Origin of the sequence: Bacillus cereus group sp. MYBK216-1, from assembly GCF_051916495.1 — a bacterium.
Taxonomy (GTDB): domain Bacteria; phylum Bacillota; class Bacilli; order Bacillales; family Bacillaceae_G; genus Bacillus_A; species Bacillus_A thuringiensis_K.
Genome location: NZ_JBQAGT010000011.1, coordinates 120,467 through 139,068, shown reverse-complemented (window position 1 = coordinate 139,068; position 18,602 = coordinate 120,467). Strand labels below are relative to the sequence as shown.

Below are 18,602 nucleotides of genomic sequence, written 5' to 3'. Positions count from 1 at the left end.
AAGCTAGTAAGATCCCTGAAAGATGATCAGGTTGATAGGTTCGAGGTGGAAGCATGGTGACATGTGGAGCTGACGAATACTAATAGATCGAGGACTTAACCATATAATATGTAGCAATGTTATCTAGTTTTGAAAGAATATAAAAAACTTGTTGACTTTCAAAAGTAAATTAGTTATAATAATTCTTGTCTTAAATGAATACAGTCTGGTAATGATGGCAGAGAGGTCACACCCGTTCCCATACCGAACACGGAAGTTAAGCTCTCTAGCGCCGATGGTAGTTGGGACCTTGTCCCTGTGAGAGTAGGACGTTGCCAGGCAAATGGAGGATTAGCTCAGCTGGGAGAGCACCTGCCTTACAAGCAGGGGGTCGGCGGTTCGATCCCGTCATCCTCCACCATTTAGCCGACTTAGCTCAATTGGTAGAGCAACTGACTTGTAATCAGTAGGTTGGGGGTTCAAGTCCTCTAGTCGGCACCAGAAATCATGGCGGTTGTGGCGAAGTGGTTAACGCACCGGATTGTGGCTCCGGCATTCGTGGGTTCGATTCCCATCAGTCGCCCCATTTTTCTTAAATAAATTAATATGCGGGTGTGGCGGAATTGGCAGACGCACCAGACTTAGGATCTGGCGCCTTTGGCGTGGGGGTTCGACTCCCTTCACCCGCACTTTTAATTAAATAACTCATATATGTCTTGCGGAAGTAGTTCAGTGGTAGAATACAACCTTGCCAAGGTTGGGGTCGCGGGTTCGAATCCCGTCTTCCGCTCCAATTTTCAATATGACATGCCGGGGTGGCGGAACAGGCAGACGCACAGGACTTAAAATCCTGCGGTGGGTGACCACCGTGCGGGTTCGACCCCCGCCCTCGGCACCATATGCGCCCGTAGCTCAATTGGATAGAGCGTTTGACTACGGATCAAGAGGTTAGGGGTTCGACTCCTCTCGGGCGCGCTTTTATTAACGGGAAGTGGCTCAGCTTGGTAGAGCACCTGGTTTGGGACCAGGGGGTCGCAGGTTCAAATCCTGTCTTCCCGATATTCCAAAAAAACATGGGGCCTTAGCTCAGCTGGGAGAGCGCCTGCCTTGCACGCAGGAGGTCAGCGGTTCGATCCCGCTAGGCTCCACTTATCTTAAATATCATTTATGGCGGTGTAGCTCAGCTGGCTAGAGCGTACGGTTCATACCCGTGAGGTCGGGGGTTCGATCCCCTCCGCCGCTACCATAAAGGACCTTTAGCTCAGCTGGTTAGAGCAGACGGCTCATAACCGTCCGGTCGTAGGTTCGAGTCCTACAAGGTCCACCATTAGACGTATATATCTCGGAGGTATACCCAAGTTCGGCTGAAGGGATCGGTCTTGAAAACCGACAGGCGGCGAGAGTCGCGCGGGGGTTCGAATCCCTCTACCTCCTCCATTTTTTCTAAAGTAAATATTTTATCATCGCGGGGTGGAGCAGCACGGTAGCTCGTCGGGCTCATAACCCGAAGGTCGCAGGTTCAAATCCTGTCCCCGCAACCAAATGGTCCCGTGGTGTAGTGGTTAACATGCCTGCCTGTCACGCAGGAGATCGCCGGTTCGACCCCGGTCGGGACCGCCATTTTTACATAAAGGCTCGGTAGCTCAGTCGGTAGAGCAGAGGACTGAAAATCCTCGTGTCGGCGGTTCGATTCCGTCCCGAGCCACCATTTTGAAGTCGCAAGCCGACTTAGCTCAATTGGTAGAGCAACTGACTTGTAATCAGTAGGTTGGGGGTTCAAGTCCTCTAGTCGGCACCACTTTCAAAATGAGCCATTAGCTCAGTTGGTAGAGCATCTGACTTTTAATCAGAGGGTCGAAGGTTCGAGTCCTTCATGGCTCACCATTTACAATTTAATGCGGGTGTAGTTTAGTGGTAAAACAAGAGCCTTCCAAGCTCTGGTCGAGAGTTCGATTCTCTTCACCCGCTTTTCAATTATGGGCCTATAGCTCAGCTGGTTAGAGCGCACGCCTGATAAGCGTGAGGTCGATGGTTCGAGTCCATTTAGGCCCACCATAATTGTTCCGCAGTAGCTCAGTGGTAGAGCTATCGGCTGTTAACCGATCGGTCGTAGGTTCGAGTCCTACCTGCGGAGCCATATTTATAGAGAAGTACCCAAGTGGCTCAAGGGGCTCCCCTGCTAAGGGAGTAGATCGCGAACGCGGTGCGAGGGTTCGAATCCCTTCTTCTCTGCCAGAACTGGCCCGTTGGTCAAGTGGTTAAGACACCGCCCTTTCACGGCGGTAACACGGGTTCGAATCCCGTACGGGTCATACTAAAAGAGATAGCATAATCTGCTATCTCTTTTTTGTTGTGTAAAAGTGGACTTTGGATACTCTGCTTTTTTAGGCAATAGAAGAAATATGAAGTATGGGCTGTTGCAGTTGGGTATATAGAGCCGTAAATACAATCATGTTGTTTATTTGGGCCTGTATGAATATGAAGGAACTATCTATCTAACAAATGATACCTCAAGTTGAACTTTTACCCCAGCTGTATGGCTGTAGCCTCCTACACTTGGAGAAACCGATGAAAATACATCCGGGAGCTACTGTGGAAAATAAATAATATATAGAAGAAGCTGCTTTCTCTCAATAGGTGTGACCTACTGAAGACAGCTTTTTTATGTTGTCATTATTGTCGAGTTTTGTCGGTAAGCCGATATATTGCAAAAATCGCTGATATAATTTGAGTTACGGTCGATAAATTTTAATAATCGCTGATATATTTGGAGTTACGGTCCATATATTCTAAAAATCGCCGATATAATTTCACTTACCGACAAAAACCACAAGAAAATCCCTTTCACAATCTAAAGAAAACGCCTCCATTGAAATGGATTCCACACCTATTCCAATAACTTTACATCATATGTGAAAAAGTTCACAAATAGGTCATAATTTGTGAAATAATTCACAATAATACGTGCTACAATATGATTGTAAAGAAGTTAAACAACATTAAATTAGTATTTTAATTAATTACTTAAACAATCATAAAAAATAGATGTGAACAATAGAGAGGGGAAATTACCATGAAAAAAGGTATCAATCGTGTAGTATTAGTAGGAACAGGAGCTGTAGGTTGTAGTTATGCTTACTCAATGATCAACCAAGGTGTAGCTGAAGAATTCGTATTAGTAGATGTTAATGAAGCAAAAGCAGAAGGGGAAGCAATGGACTTAAGCCATGCGGTACCATTCTCTCCATCACCAACAAAAGTTTGGAGCGGTAGCTATGCAGATTGTAAAGATGCAGATTTAGTAGTTATCACTGCTGGATTACCACAAAAGCCAGGTGAAACTCGTTTAGACCTAGTTGAGAAAAATACAAAGATCTTTAAACAAATCGTTCGCGGTATTATGGATAGCGGATTCGATGGAATCTTCTTAATCGCAACTAACCCAGTTGATATTTTAACTTACGTAACTTGGAAAGAATCTGGTCTACCAAAAGAGCGCGTAATTGGTTCTGGTACTACTTTAGACTCTGCTCGTTTCCGTTACATGTTAGGTGACTACTTAAATGTAGATCCACGTAACGTTCATGCTTACATCGTTGGTGAACACGGTGACACTGAACTTCCAGTATGGAGCCATGCTACTATCGGTGTACAAAAACTAGAAACAATTTTAGCTAATAACGAACAGTACAAACAAGAAGACTTAGATAAAATCTTTGAAAATGTACGTGATGCAGCTTACCATATCATCGAGCGTAAAGGTGCAACTTACTACGGAATCGGTATGTCACTACTTCGTGTAACTAAAGCAATCTTAAACAACGAGAACAGCGTATTAACTGTATCTGCATACCTTGAAGGTCAATACGGCGAGAAAGATGCTTACGTAGGTGTTCCAGCTGTAATTAACCGTGAAGGTGTACGTGAAATCGTAGAACTTGAGCTAAATGAAGAGGAAAAAGCGAAGTTCGCTCATTCTGTAAAAGTATTAAAAGAAACAATGGCACCAGTACTATAATAATTACTAAATAATTTAGAGGTGGGAAACTGCTTCTTACCTCTGAACTTATATAATTTAATATAAATTCCTTTTCCGGTTTCCCTTGTATATCCCCAATATACCCCTTTTGCTGGATAAGGGTCGTTTATAGAAAAAGAGCACTCTATTTTACGTAGAGTGCTCTTTATTATTCCGCTATTTGCCGGGCAGTAAAACCTCGACTGATTAAAGTTTCACTTTATTATTTTTTAGGCATTAATCCTAATTTCTTTAAAATATCTGTCAGTCTACCGCTTTTTGATTTTTCAGCAGCTGTTTGTGATTTAGATGCATCTAGCTCTTTTTTCAAGAAGTTCTTTTCAACGAAGCGAATATCTTTTTCATCGACAATCCCATCTTTATTAAGGTCTCCGTCTTTTACAGTTAGTCCTTTTTTACCATAGTTGCTAGCGATAATTTCAGCATCTTTAATATCGATTACTTTATCAGCATTTACATCGCCGGCAAGGTTTTCGTCAGGTCTTGCATAATAATATTGGCCAAGCAGCTTACCGTCTTTTTCAGTACCAAGTTTCGTTGTTAGGCGGCTTGTTAAATGTCCTGGCACCTCTACATATAAGTTATAGTCGCGTTTATTAACTGGAAGTCCATTTAGTTTGAAGTATCCGTATTTATCTAGTGAGCCTTCAAACTTATGACGATAAGAATCAGTCGCATATACTTTTACGCCAAGCTTTGTATAATCGAACTTTTCATCTAAATAGCCACGTTCATTTAAGAATGCACCAGGTTTAATATTTCCTTCTACTAGTGAATTTAAGGACATGACTGAGAATGTTTGATCTTGAAGTACACGCATTCTATTTGGTTCTGATTCACCTTGTTTCCAGTAAACAAAAATTGGTGACTCTAATTGAGCGTTTGCTTCATAAAATTCATCATTTTCTACTTTGAAAGTTACATCAATGAACGGGAAATCACCATCTAATCCAGCAAAGTTTTTGTCATCAATAGCTCTGCCAACTGTAACAAAACCTGTCTCTAGTTTCGGTTCATTTACTTTTGCGGTTACCCCTTTGTCGGAAGTAGCTTTTCAAAAGCAGGATTAAATTTCGCATTTCAATAACATTGTGACAAAAAATATTGAGAAACATTTTTTATGACAGATTATTTTATTTTGATTTTGAGTGGAAAATAGCATGAAAAATAGGATAAACATAATAAAATAAAGGTTGAGAAAAAATAATTGGTAAAAATATAGAAGAATAATAAAGCGTTTTCAATGAATATTCGTCAAAATTCGATATTTTACACGGAAATGTGAAGAAAAACTAACATTTTTAAGAAAAAAACGAATGTTTTTTATAAATTAACAAGGATATTGCAGTTTTTCACAGAAATAGTTAAAGTATAAAAAATTCTGTCATCTAAGTGAGGTGAGCATATTGAGTGTAATAAATTGTGAAGAAGTGAAACGAGATGAGTTTCATACAGAAAAGTACTATGAAAGTTATAACATCTTTGGCGCACATGTTGTGACGGAAGATGAGATTCAAGGGGTACGATTTACAGTGTGGGCTCCTCATGCGAAAGCAATGAGTGTTGTTGGAGATTTTAATAAGTGGGATTATGAGCAACATAAGATGCTACAAGTGACAGAAGAAGGCATTTGGTCCTTATTTATACCGCATATTGAAGAAGGAGAAATATATAAATATGCGATTGAAACGTTGGCTGGTGACGTCATTTTAAAGGCAGATCCGTATGCTATATATGCAGAAGTAAGACCGAATACGGCATCTGTAGTTTTTGATATAAAAGGATATGAATGGAATGATAAAAACTGGAATCGTAAGAAAAAGAAAAAACCGATTTATAAAGAAGCGATGACAGTTTATGAATTACATTTTGGTTCTTGGAAAAAGAAAGAAGATGGAACACTATATTCTTACAGGGAAATGGCAGAAGAACTCATTCCGTATGTGGTGGAACATCAATTTACACATATTGAAATTATGCCGCTTGTTGAGCATCCATATGATCGTTCTTGGGGATATCAAGGAACGGGATATTATGCAGCGACGAGTAGATTTGGTACACCGCATGATTTAATGTATTTTGTCGACGAATGTCATAAATATGGAATCGGTGTCATTTTAGATTGGGTACCGGGGCATTTTTGTAAAGATGCTCACGGTTTATATTTGTTTGATGGCACACCGACCTATGAATATAAAGATAAAGATGTACAAGAAAATCTAGTATGGGGAACTGTCAATTTTGATTTAGGAAAGAGAGAGGTACGTAATTTCTTAATTTCAAATGCGTTATTTTGGATGAGATATTTCCATATTGATGGTTTCAGAGTAGATGCAGTTGCGAACATGTTGTACTGGAATAAAGAAGGACAAGAGCAAAGTAATGAGTACGCTGTGTCATTTTTACGGGAGTTAAATGAAGCAGTGTTTGCAGAGGATGAAGATTTTCTTATGACGGCAGAGGATTCAACAGCTTGGCCACTTGTAACAGCACCAACGTATGAAGGTGGGCTTGGATTCAATTACAAATGGAATATGGGCTGGATGAATGACGTGCTGAAATATATGGAGTGTGCGCCAGAGTACAGAAAATATATTCATGAGAAAATGACGTTCTCTTTACTATATGCTTACTCTGAAAACTTCATATTACCCCTTTCTCATGATGAAGTCGTTCATGGGAAAAAGTCGTTATTAAATAAAATGCCAGGTGATTACTGGGATAAGTTTGCTCAGCTTCGTTTATTATATGGATATTTCTTTACTCACCCAGGAAAGAAATTACTTTTCATGGGAGGAGAATTCGGGCAGTTTGATGAGTGGAAAGACCTTGAAGATTTAGATTGGAATTTACATGATTTTGAAATGCATCGTTATATGCATGATTACTTTAAAGAGCTCATAGCATTGTATAAGCGCTCAAAACCACTTTGGCAGCTTGATCATTCGCCTGAAGGTTTTCAGTGGATTGATGCTAATAATAACGAGCAAAGTATTTTCTCGTTTATCCGCCAAGGAGATAAACAAGAAGATGCGTTAGTTATCGTATGTAATTTTACGAAAGCTACATATGAAAACTATAAAGTAGGTGTACCAGATTTCGAGTATTATAACGAGATTTTAAATAGTGATGCACAGCAATATGGCGGGTCAGGGCAAGTAAATAAGAAACGTCTGAAAGCAATTCAAGAACCGTATCATAATCAAGCAGCACATGTAGAAATTACAATTCCACCATTTGGCGTATCCATATTACGACCAGTGAAGACGAGAAAGGGGAGCAAAAAACAAGATGGCTCAAAAACAAAAGTGCGTAGCAATGTTACTAGCAGGGGGAAAAGGTAGTCGATTAAGTGCATTAACAAAAAATTTAGCCAAGCCAGCTGTTCCATTTGGTGGTAAATATCGCATTATCGATTTTACGCTAAGTAACTGTGCGAATTCTGGTATTGAAACGGTTGGGATTTTAACGCAATATCAACCACTTGAACTTCATAATTATATCGGAATCGGCAATGCGTGGGATTTAGACCGAGTAAGCGGTGGAGTCACAGTGTTACCTCCTTATGCGGAGTCTTCAGGTGTGAAGTGGTACACAGGTACGGCAAGTGCCATTTATCAAAACTTAAACTATTTAAGTCAGTACGAACCAGAGTACGTTCTTATTTTATCGGGCGACCATATTTATAAAATGGATTACAGTAAAATGCTAGATTATCATATTGAGAAGGAAGCGGATGTTTCCATTTCTGTTATTGAAGTACCTTGGGATGAAGCGAGTCGCTTTGGCATTATGAATACAAATGAAGAAATGGAGATTGTTGAGTTTGAAGAGAAACCGCAATTTCCAAGAAGTAATCTTGCATCAATGGGAATCTATATTTTTAATTGGTCAATTTTGAAAGAGTATTTAGAGATGGATGCAAGAAATCCTGAATCTAGTAATGATTTCGGAAAAGATGTACTTCCGCTTTTATTAGATGAAGGGAAGAAGTTGATGGCGTATCCGTTTGAAGGATATTGGAAAGATGTTGGAACGGTTAAGAGCTTATGGGAAGCGAATATGGATTTACTGCGCGATGAAACATCACTGAATTTAAACGATCGTAATTGGCGTATTTATTCTGTAAATCCAAATGAGCCACCTCAATATATTGCAGAGCAGGCAAAAGTAGAAGAATCACTTATTAACGAAGGATGCGTCATTGAAGGGGACGTGAAGCATTCTGTATTATTCCAAGGGGTGACGGTAGAAGAAGGTAGTATGGTTATTGATTCTGTCGTTATGCCAGGAGCAAAGATTGGAAAAAATGTTGTGATTGAAAGAGCAATTGTTGGATCGGAAATGGTTATTGAAGATGGAACAATTATTCGTCCGGAAAAAAATGTTGACGATGTAGTACTCATTGCTGAAGGGAAATAGAAAAGGGGGATGAAATGAATGGGAGAAAAAATGTTAGGAATTATTAATGCAACGGGAAGTTTTCCTTCCTTAAAGAAAGTAACAGGGCATCGTTCACTAGCGGCGTTACCGTTTGGGGGCCGTTATCGACTCATTGATTTCATGCTTTCAAATATGGTGAATTCTAATATTCATAGTGTGGCAGTTTTTACAAGTCATAAAAACCGCTCGTTAATGGACCATGTTGGTTCAGGAAAGCAGTGGGATTTAGATAGAAAAAGAGACGGACTGTTTTTATTCCCACCAAATTGCCAATGTGACCAAGATGAATTTGGATCTTTTGCACATTTTAGAAGACATATTGATTATTTTCTAAGAGCTAGAGAAGAATACGTCGTTATTACGAATAGCCATCTCGTAACAGCATTGAATTTCCAGGCGGTGTTAGAGCGACATATACATACGGCAGCTGATATTACGGAAGTTTGCCATGAAGGGGTTTCGCTTCAAACATACGTGTTAAAGAAAAAATTATTGTTAGATTTATTTGAGTCATATAAAGATTTGGAGCAATATAGCTTATTCGATGTGGTGAGAGAAAAGCGCGGAAAATCACTGCATATTGCTACTTATGAGCATACAGGATATGTAGCGATTATTGATTCGATTGAAAGTTACTATAAACATAGCTTAGAAATTTTGCAACCTGCTATTTGGAAGCAAGTATTTAAGAAAGAAGCACCGATCTTTACGAAAGTAAAAGATGAACCACCAACTCGTTACTTAAAAGGTGCAGCCGTGAAAAATACAATGATTGCAAACGGCAGTATTATTGAAGGCGAAGTAGAAAATAGTGTTATCTCCCGTTCTGTTAAAATTGGAAAAGGTTCCATTGTTCGTAACAGTATTATTATGCAAAAGAGCCAAATTGGAGATAACTGTATAATAGACGGTGTTATTATTGATAAAGACGTGAAAATTGGTGACGGTGTTGTACTAAAAGGAAACGCTGATGAGCCATACGTTGTAGAAAAAGGAAGCGTTCAAAACAGTACGATTAATAGTTATTCTTAAAAGAATCAGTGGGGGTCTTCCTCCACTGATTAAAGTTTTAATTCAAATGAAAACTCGAAGGGAGGAAGCTGCAAGGGAAGTAGTATAAGCTTTTCGTGCAGTGGGACAACAAGTGAATATTTTATTTGCAGTATCAGAATGTGTACCATTTGTTAAATCGGGAGGCTTAGCTGATGTAGCAGGTGCGCTCCCAAAAGAGCTAAAAAAATTAGGGGTGGACGTTCGCATTATACTCCCGAATTATAGTCTTATTCCGCCAAAGTTAAGGGATGGATGTACGTTACATAAAGTAATTAATGTCCCGCTCGGGTGGAGAAATCAATATTGTGGAATTTTAAAAGGTGAGCAAGACGGAATTACGTATTACTTAATAGATAATGAATATTATTTTAAGAGAGATTCTCTGTATGGTCATTATGATGACGGAGAGCGTTTTTCTTATTTCTCAAAAGCGGTGTTAGAGTGTATTCCGCACCTTGATTTTGAAGTGGATGTTCTTCATAGCCACGATTGGCATACGGCTATGGTTAATTTCTTACTTCGTGAAAAGTATCAAGATAACCCGTTATATGAGCGTATTAAAACGGTATATACAATTCACAACTTGCAGTTCCAAGGAGTATTTCCTCCTGAAGTGATGTACGACTTGTTAGAGCTTGGTGATGAATATTTTCATAGTGAGCAGCTAGAGTTTTATGGGAATGTGAACTTTATGAAAGGCGGTATTATCGCTTCGGATCAAATTACAGCGGTGAGCCCGACGTATAAGGAAGAAATTCAATATGAATTTTTTGGTGAGAAGTTAGATGGATTACTGCGAAAATATAATGATAAGCTTAGCGGCATTGTAAATGGCATTGATACCAGCGTATATAATCCAGAAACGGATTCGTATATTAAGGCGCAGTATGATGCAGATTCATTATATGAAAAGAGTGAAAATAAACGCGCTTTGCAGCGTTATTTTGGTTTGCCAGAAAAAGAGGATACACCAATTATTTCAATGGTAACGAGATTAACGAAGCAAAAAGGTCTTGATTTAGTACGTACTGTATTCCACGAAATAATGGAAGAAGATGTACAATGTATTATTTTAGGTTCAGGTGATTCGGAATATGAGCAATTCTTTGAGTGGATGGCATATGAGTATCCGGAGAAGGTAAAAGTTTATATCGGATTTAATGAAGAATTAGCTCACCAAGTGTATGCGGGAAGCGATTTGTTTTTAATGCCATCACTGTTTGAACCGTGTGGACTTGGACAACTTATCGCATTAGCGTACGGTACGATTCCAATTGTAAGAGAAACAGGTGGATTAAACGATACGGTACATTCTTATGATGAAGAAACAGGCGAAGGAAATGGTTTCAGTTTCATGAACTTTAATGCACATGACATGCTGCATACGATTCAGCGTGCGATTGAATTCTATCACGATAAACCAGTGTGGGAGCAGCTTGTAAAACAAGCGATGACTGAAGATTATAGCTGGGAGCAATCGGCTCTTGCTTATAAGGAATTGTATAAAAGTCTCATGGAATAACATGTAGGTGGTGAAAAAATGTTTACTCATGTTGAAAGTTTTAAATCAACTTTTCTAGAAAAGTTAGAGACGATGTATGGTAAAAGTTTTAAAGATTCTACAACTCGTGATCAATATAATACGCTCGGCCATATGGTACGTGAGTATATGAATAGTCAATGGATTGCAACGAACGAGAGTTATCGATCCGGAGAGCAAAAGCAAATGTATTACTTGTCTATTGAGTTTTTGCTTGGACGTTTGCTTGGAAGTAACATCTTGAATTTAGGTATTCGAGATGTATGCGAGCAGGGGTTATCTGAACTAGGGATTTCGTTACAAGAGTTAGAAGAAGTGGAAGCAGATGCAGGCCTTGGTAATGGTGGGCTTGGACGCTTAGCAGCCTGTTTTCTCGATTCACTTGCCTCTTTAAACTTGCCAGGACACGGCTGTGGAATTCGTTATAAACATGGTTTGTTTGATCAGAAAATTGTTGATGGTTATCAAGTTGAATTTCCAGAACAGTGGCTTCTTCATGAAAACGTATGGGAAGTAAGAAGGCATGATCAAGCTGTAGAAGTAAGTTATTTCGGCAGTGTTGAACCGCTAGAAATTGACGGGCGTTTAGAGTTTAGGCATACAAATGCAGAAGTCATTATGGCCGTGCCATATGATGTGCCGGTAGTTGGCTATGAGACGAGTACTGTAAATACACTTAGACTTTGGAATGCTGAACCAGTTCCTTTCCCGCAAAACTGCAAAGACATATTGAAATATAAGCGCGAAACAGAAGCTGTTTCGGAGTTTTTATATCCAGATGATACGCATGATGAGGGAAAAATACTTCGTTTAAAACAACAGTATTTCCTCGTATCAGCAAGTTTGCAAAACATCGTTCGAATGCATAGAGAAAGATATGGTGACCTTCGTCAATTACATGAGAAAATTGCGATTCATATTAATGATACACATCCAGTTTTGGCGATTCCAGAACTGATGCGTATTTTATTAGATGAAGAAAAACTAGCATGGGAAGAAGCTTGGCACATAACGACGCAAACGATTTCTTATACGAATCATACGACGTTATCAGAAGCACTTGAGAAGTGGCCAATTCACATTTTTAAACCGTTATTACCGAGAATTTATATGATTATTGAAGAGATTAATGAACGTTTCTGTCATGAACTTTGGGAACGTTATCCGTATGAATGGCATCGTATTGAAGAGATGGCGATTATTGCGCATGATCTTGTGAAAATGGCTCATTTAGCAATTGTCGGTAGCCATAGTGTAAACGGTGTTGCAAAAATTCATACGGAAATATTAAAGCAACGTGAAATGCGATTGTTTTATGAGTTTTATCCAGATAAGTTTAATAATAAAACGAATGGAATTGCTCATAGGCGCTGGCTTATGAAAGCAAATCCACAGTTAACAAATCTTATTTCAGAGGCGATTGGAACAGAGTGGAAGAAAGAACCGATTAAGCTTCAAGAGCTACAATTAGTTCAATACGATGCGAGTTTCCAAGAGAAATTTGCAGAGGTAAAACAAGAGCGTAAAGAGATTTTAGCGGCGCGCATTCATAATAAAATGGGGATTACAATTGATCCTAATTCTATTTTTGATGTACAAGTAAAAAGACTACATGCTTACAAGCGACAATTATTAAATGTTCTTCATATTTTATATTTGTATAACCGTTTGAAAGAGGATGCTAGTTTTACATTTTATCCGCGTACTTTTATTTTTGGAGCGAAAGCATCACCTGGCTATTATTACGCGAAAAAAATTATTAAATTAATAAATGAACTCGCAAGAAAAGTAAATAATGACCCGTATGTCAGTCAATATATGAAAGTTATCTTTCTAGAAAACTATCGAGTTTCTTTAGCGGAAGATATATTCCCAGCGGCGGATGTAAGTGAACAAATTTCAACGGCGAGTAAAGAAGCATCGGGAACAGGTAATATGAAATTTATGATGAATGGCGCGATTACACTCGGAACGCTAGACGGTGCTAACATTGAAATAAAAGACCGGGTCGGTGATGATAACTGTTTCATTTTCGGTTTAACAGCGGAAGAGGTTCTTCATTACTATCAAAATGGTGGATATCGTGCAAGTGATTATTATCACCACAATAGGCACATTAAAAAAGTAGTTGATCAATTAACGAATGGTTTCTTTGCACAATCGGGTGCTGAATTTGAGGCGATTTACGATTCTCTCGTTATTCAAAATGATGAATATTTCGTTCTGCGAGATTTTGGTCCATATGCGGAAAGGCAAGAAGCTGTCGGTAGAGCTTATGAGAACCGAACGAAGTGGCTAGAAATGTCGATTTTAAATATTGCACAGTCTGGTCATTTTGCGAGCGATCGAACGATTTTGCAGTATAGTAATGAAATTTGGGATATCGGTAATGCAGTTAAACAGTTTTAAAGAGGTTGCTATATTGGGAGATATATTATCGATTTACCAACAAAAATGGATATTAATAAATAAAACGGGCTTAATAAAATTAAGCTCGTTTTATTTATTTTGCTTAAGAAAGAAATGGAACAGTGGTATATATGATACCTGCCCCATCATACTCTCCTGTCGCAAAGTATGAAAATGTAAAGAAACCTGTAACCGTAAAAATTACAATAAGAAAAAATGCTAAGATAAATTTTAACATGTAAGGTCCCCTCATCCAAAAATAACTTCATACATTATTATAGTATACGAATATTTTATTTCCAATTGTTTACTGGTTAAAAATGAGAAGTCAGACATGTTTTGTATGTTGTAATGGAATGATTATTTGTAATGGATTTTGTGTTTTTTGTAAATGTCATGTTGTGATGGACGTGTGCATACTCCCAATCATGATCATTAAAATTTATATTTCGGGGAGGGAGAAGTGGAACGACATCGAATAAGTTGACGAAACGAAAGCTACTAGCTACTTGTAGTTTATAATAATTTCGAAAAGCGATATCTCCTACTTTTGGAGAAGCGAATGTATAAAGTCCATACTGTGCGAAGGCAGTATTTATACGTGCATCTAATATGTGTAATGTGGCAAGCGCGCCACCTAGACTATGCCCAGTAGCTAGCAGTTTTTTATGTGCTGGCAATGATACGAGCATATCCATAATAGAATCACGACAAGACTCATAAATAGAGAGAAAACCGTTATGGACATTTCCGCCATTTAAAGCATAAGGATAAGGTTTTTGATTGACGAGAGAATCAATAATCCAATCTGGATCTGTTTGAGTGCCTCTGAAGGCAACGATAATTGTATCCTCAGATTCTAATATAAATCCGAACCATTCTGTTGTTTGAATGGCCTTTCCTTGAAAACCTTGTACATATTGAAAACCATCTGGTATTTCGAAAATACCATTTTGTTTATATTGTTCATACGTTAACTCACAACAAGAAGCTAACAGTATGGCAGTTTCTTTATCAAAGGATAAAGGAGTACGCATTAAGGTAGCCCTCCTTAAGAAAAGGTATAGTTTAATATATGCGGTGAGGAACTTGATTCATTCTTTTGGAGGTGGGGAATAGCTTGTATCGCTTACCTAAATCAGTGGAGGAAATTATAATGTCAAAATAAAACAGTGCCTGATAAGGGCACTGTTTACTCTTTTTCATCTCAAGGAATCGACTTTTTTAGTTATTCTTAATGAACTGACGCATGCGTTAGTTGCATAAGTAAGAGGTTTGAAAAAATAGCCTGTATATATTTGAATGATGAATAACTTACCTATTTTCTTGTGTTTGTTTGCGTTACATACAGAAAAAATTCGGAAAATAAAACATATTATTTATCTGTTTGTTTTTGCTTCTTTTTCAAATACTCCGTACGCAATCTTTCAAGTTGCTGCTTTTTATCAAATTTGGCAGGCTTCTGTTTTTCATGAAACTTTGCCACAGCTACCTGACTTTTGGAATCCAATTGATATTTTCCCACTTTGTTCACCTACTTTTCTTGTCTCTAAAGAGAATCTATTCAACAAATATAATATACCTTATTTTCCTGAAGTAAACCTTATTACTTTATTTTAACTGCTTTTTCTCGTTTGTAGACGTAAATTAAAACACCCTTTCACTTCAATTACTGCAAGCAAGGGTGTTTTAATTTTATTATTTTATTAGTTGATTGCCATGCCCACATAAGGGCACAGTTTACTCTTTCCCATCTAATAAACGACCAAGTCCACCTAATACACTACCTTCACCGCTGCCTTGCGCTGCTGGGCTTGTCAGGCGTGCTGCTAAGCGGCTAAGTGTTAAGGACTGAATCCAAACTGTTCCAGGTCCTTCTAACGTTGCGAAGAATAAACCCTCACCGCCAAATAGAGCTGTTTTTACTTTTCCAACGAACTCGACGTCGTAGTTAACGTCTTTTGTCATGGCAACGAGACAGCCTGTATCGATGCGAAGTTTTTCACCAGGTTTTAGTTCACGCTTATATACAGTTCCGCCTGCATGCATGAAAGCAAGTCCATCACCTTCGAGTTTTTGCATGATGAAACCTTCACCGCCGAAGAAACCAGTTCCGATTTTTTTCGTAAACTCGATTCCGATAGAAACGCCTTTTGCTGCACAAAGAAATGCATCTTTTTGACAAACTACTTTTCCTTGATATTCTGTTAAATCTACAGGAATAATTTTACCTGGATAAGGGGCAGCAAATGATACGTGGCGCTTGCCGTGACCTGTATTTGTAAATACAGTCATAAACATGCTTTCACCTGTAACGAGACGCTTACCAGCGCCCATTAATTTTCCGAATAAACCTCCAGATGGGCCAGAACCATCACCGAAGATTGTTTCCATTTCTATGTAATCTTCCATCATCATCATTGCGCCAGCTTCTGCGATCACGCTTTCTTCTGGATCTAACTCAATTTCAACAAACTGCATATCATCGCCGTATAACTTATACTCGATTTCGTGTGCTCTCATTTTTTTTCACCTCGTATGTAATAGATACTTATATTGTACAGAATTTAACAGGATTAGAATACTTTAGTTTTGTTAATTTTTAAATAAAGTGGGAGTATCGAAACTGATTATCAGCTCCCACCAATTGAGCTGTCCGCAAATGGCGGGATAAAATATGAATATGGAAATTCAACATTATATTAAAATTATAAAAAAATGGTGGAATGAAAGTGTTCTCATTTGACGTTTTGGATATAGCGTGATATAGTGAAATCACTATTGAGCTACATAATGTGGTACGGAAATAAAGCACGTTGAATTAAAGGCTGTAAGCTTGTTATACATTCATGTCCTTTATATCCACCTTTTCATGTGGATTCATAGTTTCATTTTTATTTAGGAGGTACATGACATGCAAACAGGTAAAGTTAAATGGTTTAACAGCGAAAAAGGTTTCGGTTTCATCGAAGTTGAAGGTGGAGACGATGTATTCGTTCACTTCTCAGCTATCCAAGGTGACGGATTCAAAACTTTAGAAGAAGGTCAAGAAGTTTCTTTCGAAATCGTTGAAGGTAACCGTGGACCACAAGCTGCTAACGTTACAAAAAACTAATTAGCTAGCGATAAAAAGCATTCCGATTTTCGGAATGCTTTTTTTTATTCTTTGGAGCTCGACTCATTTGAAGATAATTCACCTTTGAAGGTACGTTCTTCAAAATCATCAAGCATTTGTTCATATTCTTCATGCTCTTCTGTAGCGAAAACTTGTGGGTTTTTCCCGTACATATCCGTACCGATAAAGTTTTCAAAATCCTCCACGTAGCCTACGTTTTCTTCACTATTCACGTACATGCCATTATAGTTTTTTGAATCTTGTCTTTCTAAATCGGACGGTGTTTCAGACGTTCCGTAATTTGCGACATCTTGCCACGCATCTTCCGCATCGTACTCAACAGAATGATCCTCATCATGCTTGTGAAAAGAAGGGGATAACACTTCTTCTTCAACTGGTCGTGTATTCATATTTAACTTATTTGTCGCGTGCTGGATGCATGTTGTAGCAGTCGGCATTGCTTCCAATCTTTCAAATGGAATTTCTTCGCCAGACACTTCGCAAATGCCGTACGTACCTGCTTCTATTTTTTGCAGGGCATGTTTCGTATCCGCTAGTTGTTTATGCCAAAGTTCAATAAGCCCGAAGTCTTTTTCACGTTCATATAGCTCTGTTGCCATATCAGCTGGATGATTATCGTAGCTAGATAATTCCCCAACGGAATCACGTTCAGATGCACGATCTTCATTTTCATGTGTTTGTATCGTTTGCTCTAGTTCTTGTTTTTGCTTTTCTAAAACGGATTTAAATTGATTTATTTGTTGTGGAGTTAACATAGTCGTCCACCTTCCTACAATTCAGTTTCTTTACATAGTATGAGCGTTGCGAGGAGGAATTATGAGCTGAAATTGGTATATGAAAAAGGAGCCGCATTAGCAGCTCCTTTTAAAGGAAATATCCAAGTAATAATCCGATTCCCATGAGGAGACCGAAGATTGTGTTTGTTTTTGCTGTTGCTATCATCGCAGGTACCATTTCCATTGGAATGCTTTTGCCGATAAAGCCTTTCGTCGCTTTAAATGCTTTCGGTGCACTTAAAAATACGATAAGCATCCATGGTGATACGATGCCCACGATAATTAAAGCAATTGTCCAAATATAGGAAACGATGAACATAGAAGCGAGTACACCAACGGCTCTTTCACGTCCAACGAGAATGGCTAACGTTTTACGACCGTTTTCTTTATCGCCATCTAAGTCACGGATGTTATTCGCTAGTAAAATGGCACCAATTAAAATGGAGCTTGGAATAGATAGTAAAATGACTTCCGATGTTACAGCCCCAGTTTGAATAAAGAATGAAATCCCGATAATAATGACACCCATAAACAATCCGGCTGTTAACTCTCCAAATGGTGTATACGCAATGGGAAGTGGGCCGCCTGTATAAAGGTAAGCAACGGCCATACAAACAAGACCGATTGCAGCAAGCCACCAGCTAGAATTCATACAAATATAAACACCTAATAGTATTGCGATGCCGAAAAATCCAAATGCTAAGTTAAGCACTGTTTTTGGCTGAATGCCATCGCGAACGATAGCGCCGCCGATACCGACTGAACCTTCGTGATCGAGCCCTCTTTTATAATCAAAGTATTCATTAAACATGTTTGTTGCTGCCTGAATGAGAAGACAAGCAAGAAGCATTATAAGGAAAAGAGGGAGATGTATTTGATTTATACCTCCGACCTGCATTGCATAGGCTGTTCCGATGAAAACAGGAACGAAAGCTGCTGTTAATGTATGGGGACGTAGTAAACTCCACCAAATGCGCCAGCCTGTTTGCTTACTTGGCTTTGGCGCCGTAGGAGAGGAATTCGTTTTGACGTTCATTTCCATGTTGAATCCTCCTTTGGTCACATATTGTACACAACTAAGTGTAGAAAAAGCATCATTTAGTGTCAACGTTTATTTTCTAGGAAGAGAAGGTGAATTTCTCAGAAATGCTAAACGTTGACAGGCCTTTCGTTTGAGGTGTATCTTAAAATCAAGCGTAATTATGACTATTTTTCGCCCATAGGGGG

The 18,602-nt window shown here is 38.7% G+C and carries 13 protein-coding genes, 22 tRNA genes, 2 rRNA genes and 2 pseudogenes; 31 read left to right on the top strand and 8 right to left on the bottom strand.

The genetic code is table 11. The features are described 5' to 3' along the window. The 24 genes from ACTFRH_RS26490 to ACTFRH_RS26375 all read left to right on the top strand — a co-directional run. Window positions 1-103 (top strand): 23S ribosomal RNA (locus tag ACTFRH_RS26490); the annotation flags it as partial. A 101-nt stretch (window positions 104-204) separates the two neighbouring features. Further along, window positions 205-320, top strand: a 5S ribosomal RNA gene (gene rrf / locus ACTFRH_RS26485). Window positions 321-324: 4 nt separating this feature from the next. Next, window positions 325-400 (top strand) — tRNA-Val (locus ACTFRH_RS26480). Window positions 401-404: 4 nt separating this feature from the next. Next, a tRNA-Thr gene (locus tag ACTFRH_RS26475) sits at window positions 405-480 on the top strand. 9 nt (window positions 481-489) lie between these two features. After that, window positions 490-565 (top strand) — tRNA-His (locus ACTFRH_RS26470). Between the two features lie 22 nt (window positions 566-587). Further along, window positions 588-668: transfer RNA gene (locus tag ACTFRH_RS26465), tRNA-Leu, on the top strand. A 29-nt stretch (window positions 669-697) separates the two neighbouring features. Then, a tRNA-Gly gene (locus tag ACTFRH_RS26460) sits at window positions 698-772 on the top strand. A 16-nt stretch (window positions 773-788) separates the two neighbouring features. After that, a tRNA-Leu gene (locus ACTFRH_RS26455) sits at window positions 789-877 on the top strand. A gap of 3 nt (window positions 878-880) precedes the next feature. Further along, a tRNA-Arg gene (locus ACTFRH_RS26450) sits at window positions 881-954 on the top strand. A 10-nt stretch (window positions 955-964) separates the two neighbouring features. Then, a tRNA-Pro gene (locus ACTFRH_RS26445) sits at window positions 965-1,038 on the top strand. A 16-nt stretch (window positions 1,039-1,054) separates the two neighbouring features. Further along, a tRNA-Ala gene (locus ACTFRH_RS26440) sits at window positions 1,055-1,127 on the top strand. A 21-nt stretch (window positions 1,128-1,148) separates the two neighbouring features. Then, window positions 1,149-1,225, top strand: a tRNA-Met gene (locus tag ACTFRH_RS26435). Window positions 1,226-1,229: 4 nt separating this feature from the next. Further along, window positions 1,230-1,306: transfer RNA gene (locus ACTFRH_RS26430), tRNA-Ile, on the top strand. Window positions 1,307-1,323: 17 nt separating this feature from the next. Continuing rightward, window positions 1,324-1,416, top strand: a tRNA-Ser gene (locus ACTFRH_RS26425). Between the two features lie 27 nt (window positions 1,417-1,443). Then, window positions 1,444-1,520, top strand: a tRNA-Met gene (locus ACTFRH_RS26420). A gap of 3 nt (window positions 1,521-1,523) precedes the next feature. Continuing rightward, a tRNA-Asp gene (locus ACTFRH_RS26415) sits at window positions 1,524-1,599 on the top strand. A gap of 12 nt (window positions 1,600-1,611) precedes the next feature. Next, a tRNA-Phe gene (locus ACTFRH_RS26410) sits at window positions 1,612-1,687 on the top strand. A 14-nt stretch (window positions 1,688-1,701) separates the two neighbouring features. After that, a tRNA-Thr gene (locus tag ACTFRH_RS26405) sits at window positions 1,702-1,777 on the top strand. A 10-nt stretch (window positions 1,778-1,787) separates the two neighbouring features. Next, a tRNA-Lys gene (locus tag ACTFRH_RS26400) sits at window positions 1,788-1,863 on the top strand. 13 nt (window positions 1,864-1,876) lie between these two features. Beyond that, window positions 1,877-1,947 (top strand) — tRNA-Gly (locus tag ACTFRH_RS26395). Window positions 1,948-1,957: 10 nt separating this feature from the next. Beyond that, a tRNA-Ile gene (locus ACTFRH_RS26390) sits at window positions 1,958-2,034 on the top strand. A gap of 7 nt (window positions 2,035-2,041) precedes the next feature. Beyond that, a tRNA-Asn gene (locus ACTFRH_RS26385) sits at window positions 2,042-2,116 on the top strand. A gap of 7 nt (window positions 2,117-2,123) precedes the next feature. After that, a tRNA-Ser gene (locus ACTFRH_RS26380) sits at window positions 2,124-2,214 on the top strand. A gap of 5 nt (window positions 2,215-2,219) precedes the next feature. Then, a tRNA-Glu gene (locus tag ACTFRH_RS26375) sits at window positions 2,220-2,291 on the top strand. 97 nt (window positions 2,292-2,388) lie between these two features. On the opposite strand, the pseudogene ACTFRH_RS26370 reads toward ACTFRH_RS26375, so the two are convergent. Beyond that, window positions 2,389-2,566, bottom strand: a pseudogene (locus tag ACTFRH_RS26370) (IS4 family transposase); the annotation flags it as partial. Between the two features lie 486 nt (window positions 2,567-3,052). On the opposite strand from ACTFRH_RS26370, the gene ACTFRH_RS26365 reads away from it, so the two are divergent. Further along, window positions 3,053-3,997 carry an L-lactate dehydrogenase gene (locus ACTFRH_RS26365; RefSeq protein WP_000715350.1) on the top strand — a complete coding sequence of 315 codons (945 nt, stop codon included), beginning with the start codon at window positions 3,053-3,055 and terminating at the stop codon, window positions 3,995-3,997. A 223-nt stretch (window positions 3,998-4,220) separates the two neighbouring features. Here ACTFRH_RS26365 and ACTFRH_RS26360 read toward each other — a convergent pair. Next, window positions 4,221-5,098, bottom strand: a pseudogene (locus ACTFRH_RS26360) (S8 family serine peptidase); the annotation flags it as partial. Window positions 5,099-5,424: 326 nt separating this feature from the next. Here ACTFRH_RS26360 and glgB point away from each other — a divergent pair. The 5 genes from glgB to glgP all read left to right on the top strand — a co-directional run bounded on the left by glgB (window position 5,425) and on the right by glgP (window position 13,463). Continuing rightward, a complete protein-coding gene (gene glgB / locus ACTFRH_RS26355) occupies window positions 5,425-7,362 on the top strand; it encodes a 1,4-alpha-glucan branching protein GlgB (protein ID WP_000111409.1) in 1,938 nt (645 codons plus the stop codon). Further along, window positions 7,310-8,440 carry a glucose-1-phosphate adenylyltransferase gene (gene glgC, locus ACTFRH_RS26350; RefSeq protein WP_000057616.1) on the top strand — a complete coding sequence of 377 codons (1,131 nt, stop codon included), beginning with the start codon at window positions 7,310-7,312 and terminating at the stop codon, window positions 8,438-8,440. The genes glgB and glgC overlap by 53 nt, the downstream gene beginning before the upstream one ends. An 18-nt stretch (window positions 8,441-8,458) precedes the next feature. Further along, window positions 8,459-9,493, top strand: a complete 1,035-nt coding sequence (gene glgD, locus ACTFRH_RS26345) for a glucose-1-phosphate adenylyltransferase subunit GlgD (RefSeq protein ID WP_000504137.1) — start codon at window positions 8,459-8,461, stop codon at window positions 9,491-9,493. 112 nt (window positions 9,494-9,605) lie between these two features. After that, the gene (glgA, locus tag ACTFRH_RS26340; RefSeq protein WP_002164217.1) at window positions 9,606-11,036 is read left to right on the top strand and encodes a glycogen synthase GlgA; all 1,431 of its coding nucleotides are present in this window, start codon (window positions 9,606-9,608) and stop codon (window positions 11,034-11,036) included. Between the two features lie 18 nt (window positions 11,037-11,054). Continuing rightward, window positions 11,055-13,463, top strand: coding sequence for a glycogen phosphorylase (gene glgP, locus ACTFRH_RS26335; protein ID WP_000494102.1), 2,409 nt, complete (start codon window positions 11,055-11,057; stop codon window positions 13,461-13,463). Window positions 13,464-13,566: 103 nt separating this feature from the next. On the opposite strand, the gene ACTFRH_RS26330 is transcribed toward glgP, so the two are convergent. The 4 genes from ACTFRH_RS26330 to ACTFRH_RS26315 form a co-directional block, all read right to left on the bottom strand. Next, window positions 13,567-13,701 carry a hypothetical protein gene (locus tag ACTFRH_RS26330; RefSeq protein ID WP_000911085.1) on the bottom strand — a complete coding sequence of 45 codons (135 nt, stop codon included), beginning with the start codon at window positions 13,699-13,701 and terminating at the stop codon, window positions 13,567-13,569. Between the two features lie 76 nt (window positions 13,702-13,777). Beyond that, window positions 13,778-14,500: a lipase family protein gene (locus tag ACTFRH_RS26325; protein ID WP_001260134.1), complete on the bottom strand. Its 723-nt coding sequence runs from the start codon at window positions 14,498-14,500 to the stop codon at window positions 13,778-13,780. A gap of 338 nt (window positions 14,501-14,838) precedes the next feature. Then, window positions 14,839-14,973, bottom strand: coding sequence for a hypothetical protein (locus ACTFRH_RS26320; RefSeq protein ID WP_440049330.1), 135 nt, complete (start codon window positions 14,971-14,973; stop codon window positions 14,839-14,841). 230 nt (window positions 14,974-15,203) lie between these two features. Continuing rightward, the gene (locus ACTFRH_RS26315; protein ID WP_001201258.1) at window positions 15,204-15,986 is read right to left on the bottom strand and encodes a TIGR00266 family protein; all 783 of its coding nucleotides are present in this window, start codon (window positions 15,984-15,986) and stop codon (window positions 15,204-15,206) included. 391 nt (window positions 15,987-16,377) lie between these two features. Here ACTFRH_RS26315 and cspD point away from each other — a divergent pair, with 391 nt between their 5' ends. Then, window positions 16,378-16,578: a cold-shock protein CspD gene (cspD, locus tag ACTFRH_RS26310; RefSeq protein ID WP_001193054.1), complete on the top strand. Its 201-nt coding sequence runs from the start codon at window positions 16,378-16,380 to the stop codon at window positions 16,576-16,578. Window positions 16,579-16,622: 44 nt separating this feature from the next. On the opposite strand, the gene ACTFRH_RS26305 is transcribed toward cspD, so the two are convergent. Together ACTFRH_RS26305 and ACTFRH_RS26300 are read right to left on the bottom strand one after the other, a co-directional pair. Then, window positions 16,623-17,354, bottom strand: coding sequence for a yteA family sporulation protein (locus tag ACTFRH_RS26305; RefSeq protein WP_000957367.1), 732 nt, complete (start codon window positions 17,352-17,354; stop codon window positions 16,623-16,625). 109 nt (window positions 17,355-17,463) lie between these two features. Next, on the bottom strand, window positions 17,464-18,417 hold the full coding sequence (locus tag ACTFRH_RS26300) for a 1,4-dihydroxy-2-naphthoate polyprenyltransferase (protein WP_000425763.1): 954 nt from the start codon (window positions 18,415-18,417) through the stop codon (window positions 17,464-17,466). Window positions 18,418-18,602: the final 185 nt, after the last annotated feature.

Coding starts and splice junctions, on each gene's coding strand:
- cspD (WP_001193054.1), top strand. CDS start 16,378: ATGCAAACAGGTAAAGTTAAATGGTTTAACAGCGAAAAAGGTTTCGGT.
- ACTFRH_RS26325 (WP_001260134.1), bottom strand. CDS start 14,500: ATGCGTACTCCTTTATCCTTTGATAAAGAAACTGCCATACTGTTAGCT.
- ACTFRH_RS26305 (WP_000957367.1), bottom strand. CDS start 17,354: ATGTTAACTCCACAACAAATAAATCAATTTAAATCCGTTTTAGAAAAG.
- ACTFRH_RS26330 (WP_000911085.1), bottom strand. CDS start 13,701: ATGTTAAAATTTATCTTAGCATTTTTTCTTATTGTAATTTTTACGGTT.
- glgP (WP_000494102.1), top strand. CDS start 11,055: ATGTTTACTCATGTTGAAAGTTTTAAATCAACTTTTCTAGAAAAGTTA.
- ACTFRH_RS26315 (WP_001201258.1), bottom strand. CDS start 15,986: ATGAGAGCACACGAAATCGAGTATAAGTTATACGGCGATGATATGCAG.
- glgD (WP_000504137.1), top strand. CDS start 8,459: ATGGGAGAAAAAATGTTAGGAATTATTAATGCAACGGGAAGTTTTCCT.
- ACTFRH_RS26300 (WP_000425763.1), bottom strand. CDS start 18,417: ATGGAAATGAACGTCAAAACGAATTCCTCTCCTACGGCGCCAAAGCCA.
- glgC (WP_000057616.1), top strand. CDS start 7,310: ATGGCTCAAAAACAAAAGTGCGTAGCAATGTTACTAGCAGGGGGAAAA.
- ACTFRH_RS26365 (WP_000715350.1), top strand. CDS start 3,053: ATGAAAAAAGGTATCAATCGTGTAGTATTAGTAGGAACAGGAGCTGTA.